The 21840-nt window shown below is 65.0% G+C and carries 19 protein-coding genes; 12 read left to right on the plus strand and 7 right to left on the minus strand.

All coding sequences use genetic code 11. From position 1 onward, the window contains the following. Nucleotides 1–36: 36 nt before the first annotated feature. From JGU72_RS19165 to proB, 9 genes are all read left to right on the plus strand, one after another. Nucleotides 37–2703 (plus strand): valine--tRNA ligase, encoded by a 2667-nt coding sequence (locus tag JGU72_RS19165; protein ID WP_199685601.1) that lies wholly within the window; start codon nucleotides 37–39, stop codon nucleotides 2701–2703. Next, nucleotides 2700–4115: a bifunctional tetrahydrofolate synthase/dihydrofolate synthase gene (gene folC, locus JGU72_RS19170; protein WP_199685602.1), complete on the plus strand. Its 1416-nt coding sequence runs from the start codon at nucleotides 2700–2702 to the stop codon at nucleotides 4113–4115. The genes JGU72_RS19165 and folC overlap by 4 nt, the downstream gene beginning before the upstream one ends. Before the next feature lie 65 nt (nucleotides 4116–4180). Beyond that, complete coding sequence (locus tag JGU72_RS19175) at nucleotides 4181–4510, plus strand: DUF4233 domain-containing protein (protein ID WP_199686086.1); 330 nt, start codon at nucleotides 4181–4183, stop codon at nucleotides 4508–4510. An 18-nt stretch (nucleotides 4511–4528) separates the two neighbouring features. After that, on the plus strand, nucleotides 4529–4948 hold the full coding sequence (gene ndk, locus JGU72_RS19180; RefSeq protein WP_199685603.1) for a nucleoside-diphosphate kinase: 420 nt from the start codon (nucleotides 4529–4531) through the stop codon (nucleotides 4946–4948). A gap of 642 nt (nucleotides 4949–5590) precedes the next feature. Beyond that, a complete protein-coding gene (locus JGU72_RS19185; RefSeq protein WP_199686087.1) occupies nucleotides 5591–8743 on the plus strand; it encodes a translation initiation factor IF-2 N-terminal domain-containing protein in 3153 nt (1050 codons plus the stop codon). Nucleotides 8744–8989: 246 nt separating this feature from the next. After that, a complete protein-coding gene (rplU, locus tag JGU72_RS19190) occupies nucleotides 8990–9301 on the plus strand; it encodes a 50S ribosomal protein L21 (RefSeq protein WP_199685604.1) in 312 nt (103 codons plus the stop codon). Between the two features lie 25 nt (nucleotides 9302–9326). Continuing rightward, entirely contained in the window at nucleotides 9327–9590 is a 264-nt protein-coding gene (rpmA, locus tag JGU72_RS19195; protein ID WP_199685605.1) for a 50S ribosomal protein L27, read from the plus strand. A gap of 128 nt (nucleotides 9591–9718) precedes the next feature. Further along, on the plus strand, nucleotides 9719–11179 hold the full coding sequence (gene obgE, locus JGU72_RS19200) for a GTPase ObgE (protein ID WP_199685606.1): 1461 nt from the start codon (nucleotides 9719–9721) through the stop codon (nucleotides 11177–11179). After that, nucleotides 11176–12294, plus strand: coding sequence for a glutamate 5-kinase (gene proB / locus JGU72_RS19205; protein ID WP_233532693.1), 1119 nt, complete (start codon nucleotides 11176–11178; stop codon nucleotides 12292–12294). Before obgE ends, proB begins: the two co-directional genes overlap by 4 nt. A gap of 9 nt (nucleotides 12295–12303) precedes the next feature. On the opposite strand, the gene JGU72_RS19210 is transcribed toward proB, so the two are convergent. Next, nucleotides 12304–13161 (minus strand): NAD-dependent protein deacetylase, encoded by an 858-nt coding sequence (locus JGU72_RS19210; protein ID WP_199685607.1) that lies wholly within the window; start codon nucleotides 13159–13161, stop codon nucleotides 12304–12306. 94 nt (nucleotides 13162–13255) lie between these two features. On the opposite strand from JGU72_RS19210, the gene JGU72_RS19215 reads away from it, so the two are divergent. The 3 genes from JGU72_RS19215 to JGU72_RS19225 are packed head-to-tail and all read left to right on the plus strand — an operon-like array spanning nucleotide 13256 to nucleotide 15332. Beyond that, a complete protein-coding gene (locus JGU72_RS19215) occupies nucleotides 13256–14014 on the plus strand; it encodes a 3-hydroxyacyl-CoA dehydrogenase (protein WP_199685608.1) in 759 nt (252 codons plus the stop codon). Next, nucleotides 14011–14796 carry an enoyl-CoA hydratase-related protein gene (locus JGU72_RS19220; protein ID WP_199685609.1) on the plus strand — a complete coding sequence of 262 codons (786 nt, stop codon included), beginning with the start codon at nucleotides 14011–14013 and terminating at the stop codon, nucleotides 14794–14796. Before JGU72_RS19215 ends, JGU72_RS19220 begins: the two co-directional genes overlap by 4 nt. 56 nt (nucleotides 14797–14852) lie before the next feature. Further along, on the plus strand, nucleotides 14853–15332 hold the full coding sequence (locus JGU72_RS19225; protein WP_199685610.1) for a VOC family protein: 480 nt from the start codon (nucleotides 14853–14855) through the stop codon (nucleotides 15330–15332). 27 nt (nucleotides 15333–15359) lie between these two features. Here the strand turns inward: JGU72_RS19225 and JGU72_RS19230 are convergent, their stop codons facing one another. From JGU72_RS19230 to JGU72_RS19255, 6 genes are all read right to left on the minus strand, one after another. Continuing rightward, nucleotides 15360–16283 (minus strand): D-isomer specific 2-hydroxyacid dehydrogenase family protein, encoded by a 924-nt coding sequence (locus tag JGU72_RS19230; protein ID WP_199685611.1) that lies wholly within the window; start codon nucleotides 16281–16283, stop codon nucleotides 15360–15362. An 86-nt stretch (nucleotides 16284–16369) separates the two neighbouring features. Then, entirely contained in the window at nucleotides 16370–17281 is a 912-nt protein-coding gene (gene thpD / locus JGU72_RS19235) for an ectoine hydroxylase (protein ID WP_374101129.1), read from the minus strand. Further along, a complete protein-coding gene (locus JGU72_RS19240; RefSeq protein ID WP_199685612.1) occupies nucleotides 17278–17679 on the minus strand; it encodes an ectoine synthase in 402 nt (133 codons plus the stop codon). Before JGU72_RS19240 ends, thpD begins: the two co-directional genes overlap by 4 nt. A gap of 14 nt (nucleotides 17680–17693) precedes the next feature. Next, complete coding sequence (gene ectB / locus JGU72_RS19245) at nucleotides 17694–18953, minus strand: diaminobutyrate--2-oxoglutarate transaminase (protein WP_199685613.1); 1260 nt, start codon at nucleotides 18951–18953, stop codon at nucleotides 17694–17696. After that, nucleotides 18950–19492, minus strand: a complete 543-nt coding sequence (gene ectA, locus JGU72_RS19250) for a diaminobutyrate acetyltransferase (RefSeq protein ID WP_199685614.1) — start codon at nucleotides 19490–19492, stop codon at nucleotides 18950–18952. The genes ectB and ectA overlap by 4 nt, the downstream gene beginning before the upstream one ends. 243 nt (nucleotides 19493–19735) lie before the next feature. Then, entirely contained in the window at nucleotides 19736–21838 is a 2103-nt protein-coding gene (locus tag JGU72_RS19255; RefSeq protein ID WP_233532694.1) for a RecQ family ATP-dependent DNA helicase, read from the minus strand. Nucleotides 21839–21840 lie beyond the last annotated feature (2 nt).

The raw sequence follows: 21840 nt of genomic DNA on the forward strand, positions 1-21840 counted from the left end.
CACCGGCGGCGCAGCCCGAACCACTAGAATCGCCGGGTGACCAGCGCAGCCTCCGAAAACACCGGCAACCGAGCAGATTCGCTTCCGAAGAGCTGGAACCCCAGCGACGTAGAGGCGCGGATGTATCAGGGCTGGGTAGACGCCGGTTACTTCACCGCAGATGTCACCAGCGACAAGCCGACCTACTCGATCGTGCTGCCGCCGCCGAACGTCACCGGCAGCCTGCACATGGGCCACGCGCTGAACCACACGCTGATGGACGCGCTCACGCGCCGCAAGCGCATGCAGGGCTACGAGGTGCTCTGGCAGCCCGGTATGGACCACGCAGGAATCGCGACGCAGACCGTCGTCGAAAAGCAGCTCGCGGTCGACGGCAAGACGAAGGAAGACTTCGGCCGCGAACTGTTCATCGACAAGGTCTGGGACTGGAAGCGCGCATCCGGCGGCACCATCCAGGGCCAGATGCGACGCATCGGCGACGGTGTCGATTGGAGCCGCGACCGCTTCACCATGGACGATGGCCTGTCGCGCGCTGTGCAGACGATCTTCAAGCGGCTCTACGACGACGGGCTGATCTATCGCGCCGAGCGCCTCGTCAACTGGTCGCCCGAGCTGCGCACCGCCATCTCGGACATCGAGGTCAAGTTCGAGGACGTCGAGGGCGAACTGGTGTCGTTGCGCTACGGGTCCTTGAATGATGACGAGCCACATGTCGTCGTGGCGACGACTCGCGTCGAAACGATGCTGGGGGACACCGCGGTTGCGGTCCATCCCGACGACGAGCGCTACAGGGCGATCATCGGCACCACGCTCGAGCACCCGATCACGGGCCGCCAGATTCCGATCATCGCCGACGACTATGTCGACCCCGAATTCGGTACGGGCGCAGTGAAGATCACCCCCGCGCACGATCCGAACGACTTCGAAATGGGCGTGCGGCACAACCTGCCGATGCCCAATATCATGGACGAGCGCGCTCGAATCGTCGGTACTGGAACCGAATTCGACGGTATGGACCGCTTCGAAGCGCGCGTCAAGGTGCGCGAGCGACTCGCCGAGGAGGGGCGCGTGGTTGCTGAGAAGCGGCCGTACCTCCACAGCGTGGGCCATTCGGAGCGCAGCGGCGAGGCCATCGAGCCGCGCCTTTCGTTGCAGTGGTGGGTCAAGGTCGAGACGCTTGCGAAATCGGCGGGTGACGCGGTTCGCAACGGCGACACAGTGATTCATCCGACGAGCCTGGAGCCGCGTTGGTTCGGCTGGGTCGACAACATGCACGATTGGTGCATCTCGCGGCAGCTCTGGTGGGGGCACCGGATTCCGATCTGGTACGGACCGGACGGCGAAACCGTCTGTGTCGGCCCGGACGAAACCGCTCCCGAAGGCTGGACGCAGGATCCCGACGTCCTCGATACGTGGTTCTCGTCAGCGCTCTGGCCGTTCTCGACCCTTGGCTGGCCGGAGAGAACGCCGCAGCTCGAAAAGTTCTATCCAACAAGCGTTTTGTTCACCGGATACGACATCATCTTCTTCTGGGTCGCCCGAATGATGATGTTCGGTTTGTACGTCGCGAACGACGATGCCTTCGGCGCGAAGGACGTTCCTAACGTGCCGTTCAAGGACGTCTTCCTGCACGGACTCATCCGCGATCAGTTCGGCAAGAAGATGTCCAAGTCGCGGGGCAACGGCATCGACCCGCTCGATTGGGTAGAGCTGTACGGCGCAGATGCGTTGCGGTTCACGCTAGCTCGCGGTGCGCAGCCGGGTAGCGACCTGTCGATCGGTGAGTCGCACGCTGCCGCGTCACGCAACTTCGTCACGAAGCTCTTCAACGCGGTGAAGTTCGCACTCATGAACGGCGCGCAGCCGGCACAACTTCCGGATCGCGCCGAGCTCACGGACGCCGACCGCTGGATCCTCGACCGCCTCGATGAGGTTCGCGCAGAAGTGGATACAGCCTTCGAGGCGTACGAGTTCGGTAAGGCGTGCGAGGCGTTGTACCACTTCGCGTGGGATGAAGTCTGTGACTGGTACCTCGAGCTTGCCAAGGTGCAGCTCACGCGGCCGGACGAGGCGCACACCAGGACCGTCCTGGGTGTCGTGCTCGATTCGCTTCTACGGCTGCTGCATCCGGTGATTCCGTTCGTCACGGAATCGCTGTGGAAAGCGCTGACGAGTGGCGAATCGGTGGTGATCTCCAGCTGGCCGGAGGCGTCCGGGATCGAAACCGATGTTGCTGCGGCACAACGGATCGAGGATATGCAGCGGTTGATCACCGAGGTCCGCCGGTTCCGTAGTGATCAGGGGCTCAAGGACAAGCAGAAGGTTGCGGCCCGACTCGTCGGGATCGATGCTGCAGCACTGACGGCACACGAAGATGCCATCGCCGCGCTGGCGCGCCTGACGCCGCCGGAGGATGACTTCGCCGTGACAGCGTCCCTCGAGGTGCGCCTGTCCGCGGCAACGGTGACCGTCGAACTCGACACGTCGGGAACCGTCGACCTGGAAGCAGAGCGCCGTCGGCTCGAAAAGGATTTGGCCGCAGCCGAAAAGGAACTTGCGGGTACAGCAGCCAAACTGTCGAACGATGCATTCCTTGCGAAGGCGCCCGATCAAGTCGTCGACAAGATCAAGGCGCGCAAGGTTCTCGCAGAAGAAGAAGTCGCCAGGATCGGCGCTCGACTTGCCGACATGGGAGCCAAGTGACCTCGCCGCTGGAACCAGTTGCCGAACCGCCGTCGCCGGTCGACCTCGCTGAGCTCACCCTCGTCGAGGCCGAACTCGACAAGCGTTGGCCCGAAACGAAGATCGAGCCGTCGACGACGCGCATCAGCGCACTGATGGACCTGCTGGGCTCGCCCCAGCACAGCTACCCGGCCATTCACGTCGCAGGAACGAACGGGAAAACGTCGGTCACGCGGATGATCGACGCGCTTTTGCGTAGCCTGCACCGCCGTACCGGTCGCACGACGAGTCCGCACCTGCAACTGGCCACCGAGCGAATTGGAATCGACGGGCTGCCGATCTCTCCGCGGACCTACGTCGACACCTATCGCGAGGTGCTGCCCTACGTCGAGATGGTCGACGCATCGTCCGACGTGCCGATGAGCAAGTTCGAGGTGCTGACCGCCATGGCCTTCGCCGCGTTCGCCGAGGCGCCGGTCGATGTCGCGATCGTCGAGGTCGGGCTGGGTGGCACCTGGGATGCGACCAACGTCATCGACGGGCAGGTTGCGGTGATCACGCCGATCGGCCTGGATCACACCGAGTTCCTCGGCGACGACATCGCGACGATTGCCAAAGAAAAAGCCGGGATCATCAAAAAAGCTCCCGAGCAGCTGATTCCAGTCGACACGGTCGCCGTGATCGCGCAGCAGGACCCCGCAGCGATGGACGTCCTCCTTCGGCGCGTCGTCGAGGTCGATGCGGCGGTTGCCCGCGAAGGCTCGGAGTTCGCTGTGCTGGGCCGCCAGATCGCGATCGGTGGGCAGGTCTTGCAGTTGCAGGGCCTCGGTGGCGTCTACGACGACATCTTCCTGCCGTTGCACGGCGAGCATCAGGCGCACAATGCGGTGCTCGCTCTGGCTGCTGTCGAGGCGTTCTTCGGTGCGGGAGCGGAGCGCAAGCTCGATATCGAGGCAATTCGCACAGGCTTCGCGTCGGTGACCTCGCCAGGCCGCCTCGAACGAGTTCGCAACGCGCCGACGATCTTTCTCGATGCCGCCCATAACCCTGCCGGTGCCAAGGCGCTCGCCAAAGCTCTCACCGAAGAGTTCGATTTCCGCAAGCTCGTCGGCGTCGTGGCCGTGATGCGGGACAAGGACGTCTCCGGAATTCTGGAAGCACTGGAACCGATCTTCGACGAGCTCGTCGTCACCACGAACGGATCGCCGCGCAGTCTCGAGGCCGAAGAACTCGCCGACCTCGCGGTGCAGCGCTTCGGAGACGAACGAGTCGTCGTCGCGTCGAGCCTTGCCGATGCGCTAGAGACGGCAATTGCGTTGGCCGAGGAGGTCGTCGAGCCGGGGGAGGCCGTGTCGGGTGCGGGAGTCGTCGTCACCGGGTCGGTGGTCACAGCCGGAGCCGCCCGCTCGCTGCTAGGAAAGGATCCAGCGTGACTGCGGAGGATGCCGAAGAATTCCACGCTCCCGCCAAGGATCCGTGGAAGGCGTTGCGCGGCGTGATGGCCGGCGTCCTGATCCTCGAGGTGATCGTCGTTCTGCTGGGTCTGCCGGTAGTAGCGAAGATCGGCGGCGGGCTCAGCTGGCTGTCGATCTCCTATATCTGCGGCCTCGCGCTGCTGATGATTGTCGCGAGCGGGTTGCAGCGCAGGCCGTGGGCACTCGCGCTCAACCTCGGTCTACAGGTCGCGTTCATCCTTGGATTCTTCGCGCATCCTGCGATCGGGTGGCTCGGCGTTCTGTTCGCGGGCGTCTGGGGCTACATCCTCTACCTACGCCGTGACGTGCAGTTACGCCTAAAAGAGGGGCTGCTGCCAGGACAGCGGGACTAGCCCTCTAGAGTTTCGCCCGTGACTGAGCGCACCCTCGTACTTATCAAGCCCGACGCCGTTTCTCGTGGATACGTCGGCGAAATCCTTGCCCGCATCGAGCGCAAGGGACTGTCCATCGCAGCGTTGGAGCTGAAGAATGTCTCCAACGAACTCGCGTCGAGCCACTACGCCGAGCACTCCGAGCGCCCCTTCTTCGGATCGCTGCTCGAATTCATCACCTCCGGGCCGGTTGTCGCCGCGGTCGTCGAAGGTCCCCGGGCAATCGCGGCCTTCCGGCAGCTCGCCGGCGGCACCGACCCTGTCGAGAAGGCCACGCCGGGCACCATTCGTGGCGACCTCGCGCTCGAAACGCAAGAGAACATGGTGCACGGATCCGACTCCGCCGAGTCCGCCGCACGTGAGATCGCTTTGTGGTTCCCGGAGCTCTCCGCAGGCTGACAGGCACGACACGACCGCGAAGTGCGCCGTTGGTGAAGACCCCGCGCGGCCGTATGGGATACTGGTCACGGTTGCTCCGCTGAAGTTTCGATCCCCGCTTTTGTCCGACCCAGCAATGTCACAGCGGCTGCAATCGGATGACACCGTGGTTCGATGCCTTCATCGCTGCTACGGACTCCAGGAGATACCTGAGTCCGCGTCGGCACGCTTGATGATCAGCGCGCGAACCGTGGAGCACAGCCATCCAGCCCGGCACCGCGTGCCCAGCTAGCCCATACGGTCCTAGAGCCCAACGGACGATCCGAGTACGCGGAGCGAGACCATACAATCTCGCGCCCATTCAGGCGCGGGTACACATGTAACCCCTGCGTGGCCGCGTCACCGCCCAGTAGCTGGGCGGACGCGCCCGGGGGTCGAGGAGACCACGTGGCCGACAAAGAGCCGCCCGAGACACCAGAAGAGCTGGACCTGCCGGTTTCGACCGAGCAGAGCGAAGCTGTCCCGGGTGACCCGGCGTCCGACGAAAGCGCGCCGAACGACGGCACGCCTGATGCAACTCCAGCCGCCGAGGCGGTGTCTGCCCCGGAGGAGCCCCAACAGGGCCCGCCTGCAGACCCCGAGCCCGAGCCGGCTGTCGCAACACTGCCCGACCGAATTCGGGTGCACGCCCTCGCCAAGCTCCTGGGGGTGAAGAGCAAACAACTCCTCGGTGCGTTGGAGGAACTGGGCGTCACCGCCCGCAGCCCGCATTCGAGCGTGAGCAGGGAAGCGGCCGAATCGGTCCGCGACGCGATTGCCAAGGCCGCCGAGTCCGGGTCTGTCGAGCCCGAGCCCGCTGCGCCTGAGCACGCTGAGCCTGAGCACGCTGCGCCTGAGCCCGAACTCGCCACTGCCGTTGTCAGCGAAACCGTCGTTGTCGAGACGGCTGCCGAGGACACCGCCGCGGCGCCTGCGGACACCGAGACTCCTGCGCGGGAAGAACCGGCAGCGCCCGAAGTGGCAGATCCTTTCGGGGCGCAGCAGCAGCTGTTTGCGAGCCCGGGGCAGCAGGCAGTCGAAGACGCGAACCGTCCGGCCTTCGAGCCGAACGCTGTCGTACCGGCGCCGCTGTTTCTGCAGCCGGACGCCGGGGTCGTCGAAGAAACCCGTCGCCGCCGCCGGACCGAGTCCCAGAGCAAGGCAGCCGCCCCTGCAGAATCGGCACCGCAGGAGAAGCCTGCGCCGACCGAGGCTCCGGCCGAAGCCAAGACAACCGGAGACGAGAGCGCCGACAAGAGCGCCGACGAAACGGGCACCGACGAAACTTCGGGCGACTCCGCAACCCCGCGGCGGCGGCGGCGCGGTCGCCGTGGCCGTGGTCGGGGCCGGGGCGAGCAGCCCGGCGGCGAGTCGGAGAACGATTCCGACGACGACACCGATGAGGATTCCGAGGACGAGACGTCCGCAGAGTCTTCCGACGAGTCCAACGACTCGGCCGACTCCGGCGATTCGAGCGATTCCGGTGACGCCGATGATTCCGACGAGGACGACGAATCGGCGACCGGAGACGGGCCGAGTCGACGTAGGCGTCGGCGCAGGCGTCGGAAGGTAGGCAGCGAGGCCACCGGCGACGCTACCGCCACCTCCGAAGACGATCCGCCGAACACCGTTGTGCACGAGCGCGAACCGCGCAACAAGCCGCGGGTCAAGGACGAGGTCCAGGGCATCACCGGCTCGACCCGTCTCGAAGCGAAGCGGCAGCGGCGCCGCGACGGCCGCGATGCCGGTCGCCGTAGGCCGCCGATCCTCACGGAGTCGGAGTTCCTCGCGCGGCGCGAAGCCGTCGACCGCGTCATGGTCGTGCGCGAGAAGAACTTCCCCGATCAGGGTGCAACTACGCAGGTGGCCGTGCTCGAGGACAACGTCCTCGTCGAGCATTTCGTCACGAGCACCAGTTCCGGTTCGATGGTCGGCAATATCTACCTCGGCCGGGTCCAGAACGTGCTGCCCAGCATGGAGGCGGCGTTCGTCGACATCGGTCGCGGCCGCAACGGTGTGCTGTATGCAGGCGAGGTCAACTGGGAGGCCGCGGGCCTCGGCGGCAACTCGCGAAAGATCGAGCAGGCACTCAAGCCGGGCGATCAGGTCCTCGTGCAGGTCAGCAAGGATCCGGTCGGACACAAGGGCGCCCGCCTGACCACGCAGATCAGCCTGGCAGGCCGATTCCTGGTGTACGTGCCGGGTGGCTCGTCGACGGGTATCAGCCGCAAACTGCCTGACACCGAACGCAAGCGGCTCAAGGAAATCTTGCGCGACATCGTTCCTGCGGACGCGGGCGTCATCATCCGGACAGCGTCCGAGGGCGTCAGCGAAGAAGAACTCGCGCGTGACGTGGAGCGTTTGCAGAACCAGTGGCGCAAGGTCGACGAAGAAGCGACCGCCGCCGGTGGCAAGGGCAATCCGAAGACTCTGTACGAAGAGCCGGATCTGCTCGTCAAGGTGATTCGCGACCTCTTCAACGAGGACTTCTCCAAGATCGTGATCGAGGGCGAAAAGGCCTGGACCACGGTCGAGTCCTACATCAGAACTGTTGCGCCAGATCTACTTCCGCGTGTGCACCGCCACGAAGGCAACGGCGGTCCGGATGTGTTCGAGGCACACCGGATCGACGAGCAACTCGCCAAGGCACTCGAACGCAAGGTGTGGCTGCCGTCGGGTGGCACCCTGGTGATCGACCGCACCGAAGCGATGACTGTTGTCGACGTCAACACCGGAAAGTTCACCGGTGCCGGCGGCAATCTCGAAGAAACCGTCACGCGAAACAACCTCGAGGCCGCCGAAGAGATCGTCCGGCAGATGCGGTTGCGCGATATCGGCGGCATGATCGTCGTCGACTTCATCGACATGGTTCTCGAGTCCAACCGCGATCTCGTCCTGCGCAGGTTGACCGAAGCACTCGGCCGCGACCGCACCAGGCACCAGGTGTCGGAAGTGACGTCGCTCGGCCTGGTCCAGATGACTCGTAAGAAGCTCGGGACGGGACTTGTCGAGGCGTTCTCGACCCCGTGCGAGCACTGCCACGGCCGGGGAATCCTCGTTCACGCGTACCCCGTCGAGGTTTCCTCTGGCGACGACAGCGGTTCGCGACAGGCGGCACGCAGCGAATCGCCCGCGCGCAAGCGTCGCGGACGTGAGCGACCGGCACCCGAGCCGGCCGAGGCCGTGTCCAACGGGCATCCGGCCTCCGAGGTCGACGCATCGGTCCGCCGGGCGCACCCGGTCGCGCTGGCGATGGCTGCGCACCACCACGATCACCCGGCCGCCGAGCACGCTTCCGAGAGCGAGCAGGTTGTGGCCGACCAACCCGCCGAGGTTGCCGCGGACCTGGATGCTGCTGCTACCGAGGTGACCTCCGACGTGCTGGCCCCCGAGGTCGACGTCGAGGTCACTCCCACAGTGCCCGAAACCGCAAAGCCGGACGAGTCGACGGCAGCCGCAGAACCGGTCGCCGAAGACAAGCCCGCAGAGAAGGCTGCCGAAGAGCCGGTATCGGCGCCTGCTGCGCCGGAGTCGGCAGAGCCTGAGCGACGCGGTTGGTTGCGTCGCAAGGTCTCCAGGGCCGCAGCCGCCCCCGAGGGCGCGGCGAATGCGGGAAAAGTGTTTGTGATTCCGGCGACACCGCCAGCGGAGGCACCGGAATCGAAGGAAACGGCAACACAGGCGAACGAACCGGAACAGCCAGTTCCAGTGCGTCAACCCCGCCCCCGACGCGCCGCTGGACGGCCGGCTGGGCCGCCCGTGGACGTCGACGCCTGAAGTGGAGATGACTAGGTGATTCGGCCGGTTTGACCCTCGCGGTCGCGGTCCCGTAACCTTGATCAGTCGCTGCCCGGCGATATCGGTTCGCCGCGTCTACGGGATCGTGCAGACGTGTTGTGTTCCCATCCGGGAGCCGCGCGTGCGCGAGGCAGCAACCACACAAGACCAGTCGCACGGTCTCAGGCCGTGCGAACAGCAGCACGACCAGCAGTGACTTTTTGGGAAGAGAGAGGTAGCCCTCCGATGGCAACGTACGCGATCGTCAAGACCGGCGGAAAGCAGTACAAGGTCGCAGTAGGCGATCTTGTCAAGGTCGAGAAGATCGAGGGTGAGCCCGGCACGGCTGTCTCACTTTCTCCGGTCCTCGTCGTCGATGGCGCCGATCTGACCACCGATGCAGACAAGCTCGCCAAGATTTCGGTCACCGGCGAGGTCGTCGAGCAGACCAAGGGTCCGAAGATCCGCATCCACAAGTTCAAGAACAAGACCGGCTACCACAAGCGCCAGGGACACCGTCAGAAGCTGACCGTCCTAAAGGTCACGGGAATCAATTAATCCTTAACACCCAGGAGGGTTCGGCATGGCACATAAGAAGGGTGCATCCAGCTCGCGCAACGGTCGCGACTCGAACGCACAACGACTCGGTGTGAAGCGCTTCGGCGGACAGGCTGTCAGCGCGGGCGAGATTCTCGTCCGGCAGCGTGGCACGCACTTCCACCCGGGCGAGAACGTTGGCCGTGGCGGCGATGACACGCTCTTCGCGCTCGCGGCCGGTGCGGTCGAGTTCGGCACCAAGCGTGGACGCAAGATGGTCAACATCGTTCCGGCAGCGGCTCAGGCCTAGGCTGCCGCTTCCAAGCTCCCGGACGGGGCGAGCCAGGGTCGAGTACCCAGGCTCGCCCCGTTTGGTTTTTCCACGACACTCAGCGATTCGCAGACCACCCGCAACAAGAACCTAGGAGGATCGGATATATGTCCCGATTCATCGATCGCGTGGTGCTGCACGTCAGCGCCGGCAAGGGTGGGAACGGCTGCGCGTCGGTTCACCGTGAGAAGTTCAAGCCGCTCGGCGGACCGGACGGCGGGAACGGCGGTCGCGGCGGTGACGTGATCCTCGAGGTCGACCAGAACGTCCATACACTGCTGGACTTCCACTTTCATCCGCACGCAAAGGCCACCAACGGCAGCCAGGGGATGGGCAGCAACCGCGACGGTTCGAACGGCGACGACCTCGTTCTGAAAGTCCCGGACGGCACGATGGTGCTCGACAAGGACGGCACGATCCTCGCGGACCTCGTGGGTATCGGCACAACTTTCGCTGCGGCATCGGGTGGCCGCGGCGGCCTCGGGAACGCCGCGCTGTCGTCGAAGGCACGCAAAGCACCAGGCTTCGCGCTGCTCGGCGAAGACGGTATCGAGCGCGAACTGGTACTCGAACTGAAGTCCGTCGCAGACGTCGGCCTCGTCGGGTTCCCGTCGGCGGGCAAGTCGTCGCTCGTCTCGGTCCTGTCGGCGGCGAAGCCGAAGATTGCGGACTACCCGTTCACAACGCTCGTGCCGAACCTGGGCGTTGTTTCGAGCGGTGACACGACCTTCACGGTCGCGGACGTTCCGGGACTGATTCCCGGCGCGAGCCAGGGGCGTGGCCTCGGCCTCGACTTCCTGCGCCACCTCGAGCGGTGTGCGGTTCTCGCACACGTCGTCGACTGCGCGACACTGGATCCCGGCCGCGATCCGATCAGCGACATCGACGCGCTGGAAGCTGAGCTCGCGGCATACAAGCCTGCGCTGTCCGCGGACTCCGAGCTGGGAGATCTGGCGGACCGGCCGCGTGTCGTCATTCTGAACAAAGCCGACGTGCCCGAGGCTGCGGAGCTCGCCGAGTTCGTGACCCCCGACCTGACCGAGCGCGGGTGGCCGGTGTTCACGATTTCTGCAGTGACGAGGGAAGGGTTGCGCCCGTTGACCTTCGCGCTGGCACAGATGGTTCAGGATTACCGGATCGCCCACCCGAAGGCTGCGCCCAAGCGTCCGATCATCCGCCCGGTCGCGACGAACGAGAGCGGTTTCAAGGTCGTTCCAGACCCCGATATCGCCGGTGGTTTCATCGTCCACGGCACCCGCCCGGAACGCTGGATCAACCAGACGCAGTTCGACAACGACGAGGCAGTGGGCTACCTCGCCGACCGGCTCGCTCGCCTCGGTGTCGAGGACGCGTTGGTCAAGCTCGGCGCGAAGCCCGGTGCTGCAGTGACGATCGGAAACGTGACCTTCGATTGGGAACCGCAGACTCCTGCCGGTGTCGACCTGGTCCCGACCGGTCGTGGTACCGACCCGCGCGTAGATCCGATCGATCGCATCGGTGCCGCGGAGCGCAAGCACGCCAGTCGCGTTCGCCGTGGTCTCGAGAGCGGCGACCCGGAGGATCGATGACCGCGTCCTATGATGCGATAAGTCCTGCGCGACAAGCAATCTCGTCGGCTCGTCGCGTGGTCGTCAAGATCGGTTCGTCGGCTTTGACCAGCTTGGAACGCGGCATTCACTCGGCGTCGCTCGATTCGCTCGCCGATGCGGTCGAGGCACGCATGCGTGCCGGATCCGACGTCGTCGTCGTGTCGTCGGGCGCGATCGGCGCGGGTCTTGCACCGCTTGGATTGACAAGGCGGCCAAAGGATTTGGCGACCAAGCAGGCGGCCGCGAGTGTCGGTCAGCTGGCGCTGGCGCATGCGTGGGGCACCTCCTTCGCACGGTACGGCCGGACGGTCGGACAGGTGTTGCTGTCGGCGGACGACTTCGCGCGCCGTGAGCATCACCGCAATGCGCAGCGCACGCTGGAGCGGCTGCGATCGCTCGGTGCGGTCGCCGTTGTGAACGAAAACGACACTGTCGCAACGGAAGAGATTCGCTTCGGTGACAACGATCGGCTGGCCGCGCTGGTCGCGCACCTCGTCGGCGCCGACGCCCTGCTGTTGTTGTCGGATGTCGACGGCCTCTACGACGGCGATCCGCGCAAGGGCGATGCGAACCTGATCCCCGAGGTGCGCAGCCGCGCCGATCTCGAAGGAGTCATCGCGGGCACAGGTGGTGTGCTGGGGACGGGCGGTATGGCATCGAAGTTGTCGGCTGCTCGACTCGCCGCCGACGCCGGTGTTCCTGTTTTGCTCGCAGCCGCGTCGGCGGCCGACGAAGCACTCGGGTCCGGACGCGTCGGAACAGCGTTCGCTGCCCGACCGGTCCGGCTGTCGGCGCGAAAGTTCTGGGTTCGCCACGCCGCTGACGCGCGGGGATCACTGCGGCTGGACGCCGGTGCGGTCCGCGCGGTGGCGCGGCGCAGTTCCCTTCTGGCGGCGGGCATCACGAGCATTCACGGCCGGTTCTACGGCGGCGATGTGGTGTCGTTGGTCGGACCGGACGACGATGTCGTGGCGCGTGGAGTCGTTGAGTACGACAGCACAGAACTCACCGGGATGCTGGGTCGTTCGACGCACGAGTTGCCCGATGATCTGCGCCGGCCCGTGGTGCACGCGGACGATTTAGTAGTGGTGTAGTCGGAGCGCCTAATGCACTCGCTGCACCAACCCCGCCAGAACCTCGGAGCAACCCAGTTCGATTTTGAGAGTTGCGAACTCGTCGCCTCGGGTGTGGCCGCGGTTGATGATCGCTACGGGAATTCCTAACTTCGCGGCACGCCTGACGAACCGCAGTCCGGACATCACCGTCAGCGACGACCCGGCGACAAGCAGCCGTTCCGCGTTCTCGACAAGCGAGAATGCGGCGGCGACCCGTTCACGCGGCACGCTCTCGCCGAAGTACACGATGTCGGGCTTCAGCATTCCGCCGCACCGCACGCAGTCGACCGGACGGAAGTGATCGGTTCGTGCAACGACGGCGTCGGCGTCCGGTGCGATCTCGTCACCCTTCACGAGCGTTGCCGCGAACTCTGGGTTTGCGCGTTCGAGCCGCTCCGAGAGTGCATGCCGCGACGTGAGGTCGTTGCACCGCAAGCACCGGATTTGCGCGTACGTGCCGTGCAGGTCGATCACCCGCCGACTGCCGGCTTTGGTATGGAGGAGGTCGACGTTCTGGGTGATCAGGGCGTTGACGTGGCCCGCCTTCTCCAGGCTCGCGAGCGCTCGATGCCCCGCGTTGGGAACCGCCGAATCGACGTACCGCCAGCCGACGTGATTGCGTGCCCAGTACCGCCGCCGGAAATCGGTGTCGCCGACGAACTGCTGATAGGTCATCGGGCTGCGGGGTGGCGAATCGGGGCCGCGATAGTCCGGGATCCCGGAGTCCGTGGACATTCCGGCGCCGGTCAGCGCGACGGTTCGACGACCACGCAGAAGGGCGTGCAGTTCGTCGACCGCGTGCTCGACCTTCGGTGCGGGTGGACTTTCGACTGCCACCCCCGCCATCTTAGGCGCAAGGGGTCGCGCAGCGCCTCGGTCGTAGCGTGGTGTACGACGTATAAGGAAATGTCTTCGGTCGATGGTGCCCTCGGAGGTCTGCATGAAGTTGCAAGGTAAGTCCGTTCTCGTGACCGGTGGAGCGTCGGGCCTCGGGCTCGCCACGGTGCGCAGGCTCGTCGCCGACGGCGCCCGCGCGGTCGCCCTCGACCTCCCGCACGCCGACCAGGCCGGTCTGCAGGAGATCGACGGTGAAGTGTTCTTCGTTGGCGCCGACGTCACCGACGAGGCGGCTGTGCAGTCCGCGGTCGACGTCGCCAACGAGCACGGCAACCTGTCCGTCGTCGTCAACTGCGCGGGCATCGGCAATGCGATCAAGACTGTCAGCAAGCGTGGGCCGTTTCCGCTCGACGGCTTCACGAAAGTCGTCGGTGTCAACCTGACCGGAACCTTCAACGTGATTCGCCTTGCTGCGAATGCCATGGCCGCCAACGAGATCGACGGCGAGGAGCGCGGCGTCATCATCAATACCGCGTCGGTCGCGGCGTTCGACGGACAGATCGGTCAGGCCGCCTACTCGGCATCGAAGGGCGGAATCGTCGGAATGACGCTACCGATTGCGCGCGATCTCGCCTCGTACGCCATCCGCGTGGTCACCATTGCTCCCGGCCTGTTCCACACGCCACTGCTTGGCTCGCTTCCGGAGGAAGCACGGACGTCCCTGGGCGCGCAGGTCCCGCACCCGAGCCGGCTCGGTCAGCCGTCCGAGTATGCGGATCTGGTCGCGGCGATCGTCGGTAATCCGATGCTCAACGGCGAGACGATCCGCCTGGACGGCGCGATCCGGATGGCACCGCGGTGACTGCTGAGCCAGGTGCGGTCCGGGTCGAGCTCGACGGTGGGGTCGCGCTGGTCACGCTGGACCGTCAGCACGTTCGCAACGCGATCGACATCGACACCATGGAGGAGTTCGCGGACCGGCTGGAAGCTCTCGCGTCCGACGAAACCGTCCGCTGTGTGCTGCTGACCGGTGCCGGGCGGGCGTTCTGCACAGGGGCCGATCTGAGCGACGACGTCGCGAAACTCGGCCCGGTGGCTTCCAACCGCATGTTGGGAGCAGTCGCGCGAGTCGTCACCGCACTCACCTCGATGCCGAAGCCCGTGGTCGGGGCTGTCAACGGCCCCGCCGCGGGGGTTGGCGCCTCGTTCGCTTTCGCCTGCGACCTTGTCGTCGCATCGCGCGCGTCGTACTTCCTGCTGCCGTTCACAGCGCGAGGAATCATGCCCGACGGTGGCGCGACGCTGACGGTCGCTGCCTCGATCGGGCGCGCACGCGCAATCCGGCTGGCCCTGCGCGGCGAACGCGTGCCTGCCCAGGACGCCTTCGATTGGGGTCTCATTGCCGAAGTCTGTGAACCGGAAGAGCTTTCCCGCGTCACCGGCGAGTTGGCCCGTGAACTCGCTGCGGGACCACGGGCGGCCTATGCGAGTACGAAGGCCGCTATCAACGCGTTGACAATCGGTGACCTAGGACAGGCGCTGGCGGTCGAGACGCGTGATCAGTTGACGCTGCTCGCTGCGGCGGACTTCCGGGAAGGAGTCGATTCCTTCCTGCAGAAGCGGCCGCCGGTTTTCACGGATTAGCGAACTTGTCGCAAATCTTCAATTCCGGCGGAACTGTCGGCCGCCAGACTTGTCGTATGACAACAGTGAATCCCATCCCCGCCGGATACCGCACGCTCACCCCGTATCTCGCCGTGTCGGACGGTGCTGCGGCGCTCGACTTCTACGTTCGCGGTCTCGGCGCCGAGGTCGTCGATCGGATGGATGCGCCCGACGGCAGCCTTATGCACGCCGAATTGCGGATCGGCGACTCGATGCTGCAGATGTCGAACGACATGCCCGACTACGGGATCAAGGCACCCGAGCCGGGCTGGGTACATTCCTCGATCGTCGTGTACGTCGAAGATACCGACACGTTCGTCGATCGTGCGGTCCGCGAAGGTGCCACACTCGTTGTGCCGGTGTCGGATACGTTCTCTGGTGATCGCCACGGCGTCGTCGTGGATCCGTTCGGGCACCGCTGGGCAGTGTGCACGAAGATCGAAGACGTTCCAGCCGACGAGGTCGCTCGCCGTGCGCGCGAGCTGTTCTTCCCGGAGGCCGAGCCGGCCCAGTAGCTGGAACGTCTCAGTAGCCGGAGACTTTTAGTAGCCGGAAACGGGGTCGACCTTCGACAGCAACTCGTTTCCCGCCGCAAAGCGAGCGACGTTCGCGGATACGCGTTCCGCGAACGCCTCTACCCGTCGTTGCGGCGGATTCGAAAGGTGTGGTGTGACAATCGCGTTCGGCAGCGACCAGAGCGGGTGATCGTCGGGCAGCGGCTCCGGCTCGGTGACATCGAGTCCGGCACCGCCGATTATGTTGTTCTGCAACGCTTTCACCAGCGCGTCCGTATCGACCAGCGACCCGCGCGCGATGTTGATCAACCACGACGTGGGCTTGAGCTGCGCCAGTTCGTCGGCGCCGACGATGTGCTTGGTCGCGGGGGTTGCCGGCGCGGCGATCACGACGTGGTCGGTTCGTGCCCACACCTCGTCGAGCCGAATGACAGGTAGCGTCTCGACGGCACCGGGAACCGGTCTGCCAGAACGAGATACGGCCAGCACATGTGCACCGACAGCCGCGAGCATCGGAATGAGGGCTCGCCCGATTCCGCCGGCGCCGATGATCGCGACCGTGGAGTTTCGCAGAGTTCCGATGTGCGGGAAGAACTCCGGCTGGCGCCAGGTCGTCGCAAGGATCTGCTCGGGTAGATAGCGGACTCCCGCAAGCAGCAGGGCCAGTGTATGTTCCGCGACGGTGTTCGCGAATGCGCCTGCAGCGGAAGTGAACTGGACTTTGGGATTTCGACCGATGATGCCGGTGGTGAAGAACTCCTCGACACCGGCGGCGTACAGCTGGACCCATTCGACGCCGGGCGGCAGTGGGTCCGGAAACCCGTCCGGACCCGTTGCCCAGACGAGCCCCCGCGCAGCGTCGATGTCCGCAAGCACGCCGCTCCCACGCTCGATCGCGTCCACGAGCTGGCGTTCCTGCGTTGGACCGAGGGCGATCGGGATGGGTGGCACGTCGGACCTCCACGTAGCGAGGACGAAAGCAGCGGTCGGGCTCGCCGACCACTCTATCGACAGTTCAGCCGGGGCGCTGTTGGTCTCTAGGCTCGGCGCAACGGCGTGAAGTCGTGCTTCGCCAAGAACTCGGGGCGCGGCGCAGGTGCTGCGAACGGCTCGGTCAAGACGTTCTCCACACTGTTGAACACGAGGAACAGGTTCGACCTGGGATACGGGGTGATGTTGCCGTTGGACCCGTGCATACAGTTCGAATCGAAGACGATCGCCGAACCGGCGGGCCCGGTGATCTGCTCGATCCCGAACTCGTCCGCCAACCGGGTCAGCGTCGGCTGGTCGGGCGAGCCGGTCGGCGGAATGTGCTGGACGAGCGACTGCAGAAAGTAGTCCTTCGGGGTCTCACCAGCGCACGAGACCCAGCGTCGATGAGATCCGGCGATGATCATCAGACTGCCGTTGACCTCGAAGTTTGGGGTCAGGGCGATCGAGATGCTCAGGGCACGCGGCGTGGGCATTCCGTCTTCGGCGTGCCAGGTCTCGAAGTCCGAGTGCCAGTAGAACGGTCCGCCGGTGAAGCCGGGTTTGAAGTTGAGCCGGCTCTGGTGGATGTAGACGTCCGACCCCAGAATCTGCTGTGCCATCCCGGCGATATTCGGGCGCGACGCAATATCGGCGACCAACCCGCTCAGGAGATGGACGTCGAAAATAGACCTGACGTCGCCCGTGCCTTGCTCGCGGACCACGCGCGAGTCCTGTTCCAGCTGAGGCGATCTCGCCAGGCGGCCGATTTCGGAGTAGCACGCGGCCACGTCGTCGGCTGACAGCGCACGAGGCGCGACATGAAAGCCCTTGTCGTCGTACCGGGCAAGTTCAGGCGGTGTCAGCGGACCGTTCCACGTACCCCAGACAACCGGATCGGCACGCCCGCTGACGGTGCATGCCGTGCCGGTCCGGGTGGGGTATTGATCTGCCGTTGCGATCTCGACCATGTCAGTCATCCTGCCGCCACCTCGATAAGGGGGTACACCCCGTTTTCGTCATGTACTTCGCGCCCGGTCACCGGCGGATTGAAAACGCACAGCATCCGCATGCGGGTCCGCGGTTCGAGGCGGTGGCGCTCATGCCCGTCGAGGAGGTACATCGAACCTGGACCGAGTTCGTAGACCTTGTCGTTGTCGAGGTCGGTCAGCGTTCCCTCGCCCTCCACCAACCACACCGCTTCGACGTGGTTCGCGTAGTGGAACTTGTTGACGGTGTTCGGCTCGATCGTGGTCTCATGGAACGAGAAGCCAACGCCGTCGCCGCCCAGGACGATTCGCTTGCTACGCCAGTTGCCGTCGTCGCTCGTGACGTCTCTGTCGGTACCGGTGATCTCGGCTGTCGATCTAACGATCATTTTCGGAACTCCGTTCAGCGGCAGACCGCGGCAGTAGCGTCAGCGAGGATCCGCAGCCCGTGGTCTAGCTCGTCTTCGGTAATTGTCAGTGCGGGAAGAAGTTTCACAACTTCGTCCGACGGGCCGGAAGTTTCGGCAAGTAGCCCGGCCTCGAACGCGTGCTGGCACACCTTGCCCGCGAGGTCGGGGTTCTCGAAGACGAGACCCTGAACCATTCCGCGACCGCGGGTGGATACGCCGTCGAAAGCTTCCGACAGATCGGTGAAGGCGGCGTGGATGCGCTCACCCTTCGCGAGGGTCGACTTGTGCAGCGCATCGTCGCGCCAGTAGTGGTCGATGGCAGCCGTTGCCGTGACGAACGCGGGGTTGTTGCCGCGGAACGTGCCGTTGTGCTCGCCCGGTCCCCAGATGTCGAGTTCCGGCTTGAACAATGTCAGTGCCATCGGCATGCCGTAGCCACCGATCGACTTGGACAGCGTCACGATGTCGGGGGTGATCCCGGCAATCTCGAACGAGAAGAACGGGCCGGTGCGGCCACATCCCATCTGGACGTCGTCGACGATCAGCAGGATGTCGCGCCGTGAGCAGAGATCGGCCAGTGCTCGCAACCATTCCGGACGTGCGACGTTGACGCCGCCCTCGCCCTGAACCGTTTCGACGATTACCGCTGCCGGGCGGTTGAAGCCCGAACCGGAGTCGTCGAGCACGCGCTCGAACCAGTGGAAGTCTTCCATCACGCCGTCGAAGTAGTTGTCGAACGGCATCGGTGTCGCGTGTACGAGTGGAATGCCCGCACCGGCGCGTTTCATGGAGTTTCCGGTGACGGAGAGTGCCCCAAGGGTCATGCCGTGGAAGGCGTTCGTGAAGTTGATGATCGCTTCGCGGCCCGTCACCTTGCGGGCGAGCTTCAGTGCGGCTTCGACGGAGTTTGCGCCCGTCGGTCCGGGGAACTGGACTTTGTAATCAAGGTCGCGCGGATCAAGAATGTTGCGCTTGAACGACTCGAGGAACTCGCGCTTGGCGGTCGTCGACATGTCCAAGCCGTGCGTGATGCCATCGTTGACGATGTAATCGACGAGTGCGTGCTTGAGAATCGGGTTGTTGTGACCGTAGTTCAAGGCGCCGGCGCCCGCGAAGAAGTCGAGGTACTCGTTGCCGTCCTCGTCACGTAGCCAGGAGCCTTGTGCGCTCTTGAATACGGTGGGCCAATCCCGGCAGTAGCTACGGACTTCCGATTCGAGTGACTCGAAAATCGTTGGTTCCTTGGTGCTCATGATGTCGGGTTTCCTTCCGGCTGTCGCGACGGTCCGATGATGTAGAGCTCTTCAGCTTCATGTGCATCAGGAAAGTCGTTGGGGTCGAACAGGTTTTGCTTGGTTATCTGCGTCCCGCGGTTTCTCGCGAGTGCTGTGAACAAGGCGATCGAGGCCGCGTTGTCGGGGCTGATCGTTGTTTCCAAGTGTGTAACTGATTGCGAAGCAAGGCTTTCCAGCAATCTGTGCAGCATTGCCGCTGCCAGACCCTTTCCTCGCTGGCTGTCGTCGACGGCAACCTGCCACACGAACAAGGTGTCCGGTGCGTGCGGTCGAACGAAACCGGTGACGAATCCGACCACGTTGCCATCGACTTCGGCGACGATGGACGATGCGTCGAAATCCCTGCACCACAACAGGTATGAGTAGCTGGAGTTGACGTCGAGTACTTTCGACGCCTCTGCGATCTGCCAGAGCCGGACTCCGTCGGCGATCTGCGGACTACGAAACACCGCGTCCGGCGCGGCGCTTGGGTTCACTCTCGGTTGTGCCTGGGTCATCGGTCATCCGAACGTAACAAGGTGGCGGCACGATTTCACGTACCTGGACAGACGGATACCCGCTGGCCTGATTTTTATGCAGGTGAGGCGGCGGATGTGAGCCTTGTCACGAGAAGTGCCTGTTCGGAGGTTCGCCGGAGTGCTGGGGGAGGTCGGCTGCCATTCGGCGCGACCCCGAACAAATGGCTAGCGTCATCGGCGTGTCGCTGACCATTCGGTCGTTCTCGCGGCGGTTAGGCGGGATTATTTCGGCGTTGCCAGCGCGAGTGGGAGGACCGCGTCAGCGCCCGCGCGGCGCAGGTCGCGCGCGGCCATCGTGAGGGTCCAGCCGGTATCGGTCAACGCGTCTACCAGCAAAATCGGCCCGGAAATTCCGCTCAGATCCGGCACGTCCCATGCATCGACCAGACCGGCCACTCGATAGGCAGAGTTGGCCGCCGACACCGGTGGGTGGTCGGGGCGCTCCCGCAGGGTGCCCAGATCGCGCAACCGGCCGACCTCCGCAAGCCGTGCGGCGAGCGTGCGCACGAGTTCCGGATGGGTCGGTGAGTCGAGAGCAATCACCGACTCCGGGCGCTGCTCCCAATCCCACGCCTTGAGGACCTGAATGCACGCTCCGATGACCGCGTCGGGGACCGGTCCGTCGGGTCCGTCGAGTAGTCCGCGCAAGCGCTGACCCCAGCCGATATCGGACAGCCTGCCGAGCACGCGACCGGTTTCGGGCCCTTCGGTGATCTTTCCGGACAGCTTGACGCCGAGCTTCGCCAACCCGGTCGGCCACTGTTTGCGCGGTGGCAGGTCGACGCCGGGCCGGTCGAGGCGAGCCCGAGTCGTAGCAAGCGCCTGACCGTCGATGGCTGGGCTGAGCGGCTGACCGGTGCAGTTGTCACACCGACCGCACGGGGCGGGCTCCGCGGACAACCCCGGATCGTCCAGCTGGCGACGCAAGAATTCCATGCGGCACCCGGTGGTTCGCTGATAGTCGAGCATCGCCTGCTGTTCGGCCTCGCGGGCAGCATCGAGTCGCTGGTAGCGCTCCTCGTCGTAACTCCATGGCTCGCCGGTCGCGATCCAGCCGCCGCGAACGCGTTTGACGGCACCGTCCACGTCGAGAACTTTCAAGACCATTTCCAGGCGCGTGCGATTGAGCTCGACGAGTGGTTCCAACGCCGGTGTCGAGATCGGCTTGCTGGGATCGAGCGCCTCGATCACCTTGCGTACCAGCTGTTCTCGTGGGAACGCGACGGACGTGAAGTAACTCCAGATGCGCTGGTCCTCGGCGCCGGGGAGAAGCACGACTTCGGCGCGATCGGTCGACCTACCCGCGCGCCCAACCTGCTGGTAATAGGCAATGGGGGAGGACGGCGCTCCGACGTGAACAACGAAGCCGAGGTCCGGCTTGTCGAAACCCATGCCGAGCGCGGAGGTCGCGACCAAGGCCTTGACCTCATTGTTCAGCAGTGCGGCCTCGAGAACTTCGCGCTCGGCCGGATCGGTCTGACCGGTGTAGGCAGCGACCGTGTGCCCGCGATCGGACAGCAGGTCGGCGAGATCGCGCGCCGCCGAAACAGTGAGGACGTAGATGATGCCCGCGCCGGGCAGGTTGTGCAGATGTTCGGCAAGCCAGGCGGCCCGCTCGAGGGCATCGTCGAGACGCAACACCGACAGGTGCAGCGATTCGCGTTCGAGCGTCCCGCGCAGGACGAGCGTGTCACCGCCGCCCACACCGACCTGTGACGCGACGTCGGAAACCACGCGGTCGTTGGCGGTGGCCGTCGTGGCAAGGACCGGAATGTTGTTGCCCAGCTCGGCGACCAAGGTCCGGATGCGTTGATAATCAGGCCTGAAATCGTGCCCCCAGTCGGAGACGCAGTGCGCTTCGTCGACGACCACGAGGCCCGCATCAGCTGCCAGCGAGGGGAGCACCTGGTCCCGAAAATCGGGGTTGTTCAGCCGCTCGGGGCTGACTAGCAATACGTCGACCTCACCGGCGGTGACCTGCGCATGAATAGAATCCCACTCGGTCATGTTGCCCGAGTTGATCGTGGCAGCGCGTACCCCGGCACGCTCCGCCGCGGCAACCTGATTTCGCATCAGTGCCAGCAGTGGCGACACGATGATCGTCGGACCGAGGCCCTGTGCACGCAGGAGCTTGGCCGAGATGAAGTAGACAGCCGACTTTCCCCAACCGGTGCGTTGCACGACCAGAGCGCGGCGCCGCTGGACGACCAGCGCCTCGATCGCCGTCCACTGGTCGTCGCGGAGCCGGGCATTCGGTCCGGCGAGTTCGCGCAGGAGGCGTTCGGCATCGGCCTTGAGGTCCGTGGCGGTGGTCACGGCAACCATGC

It is taken from the genome of Antrihabitans auranticaus, from assembly GCF_016481275.1.
In the GTDB taxonomy this organism is placed as follows: Bacteria; Actinomycetota; Actinomycetes; order Mycobacteriales; family Mycobacteriaceae; genus Antrihabitans.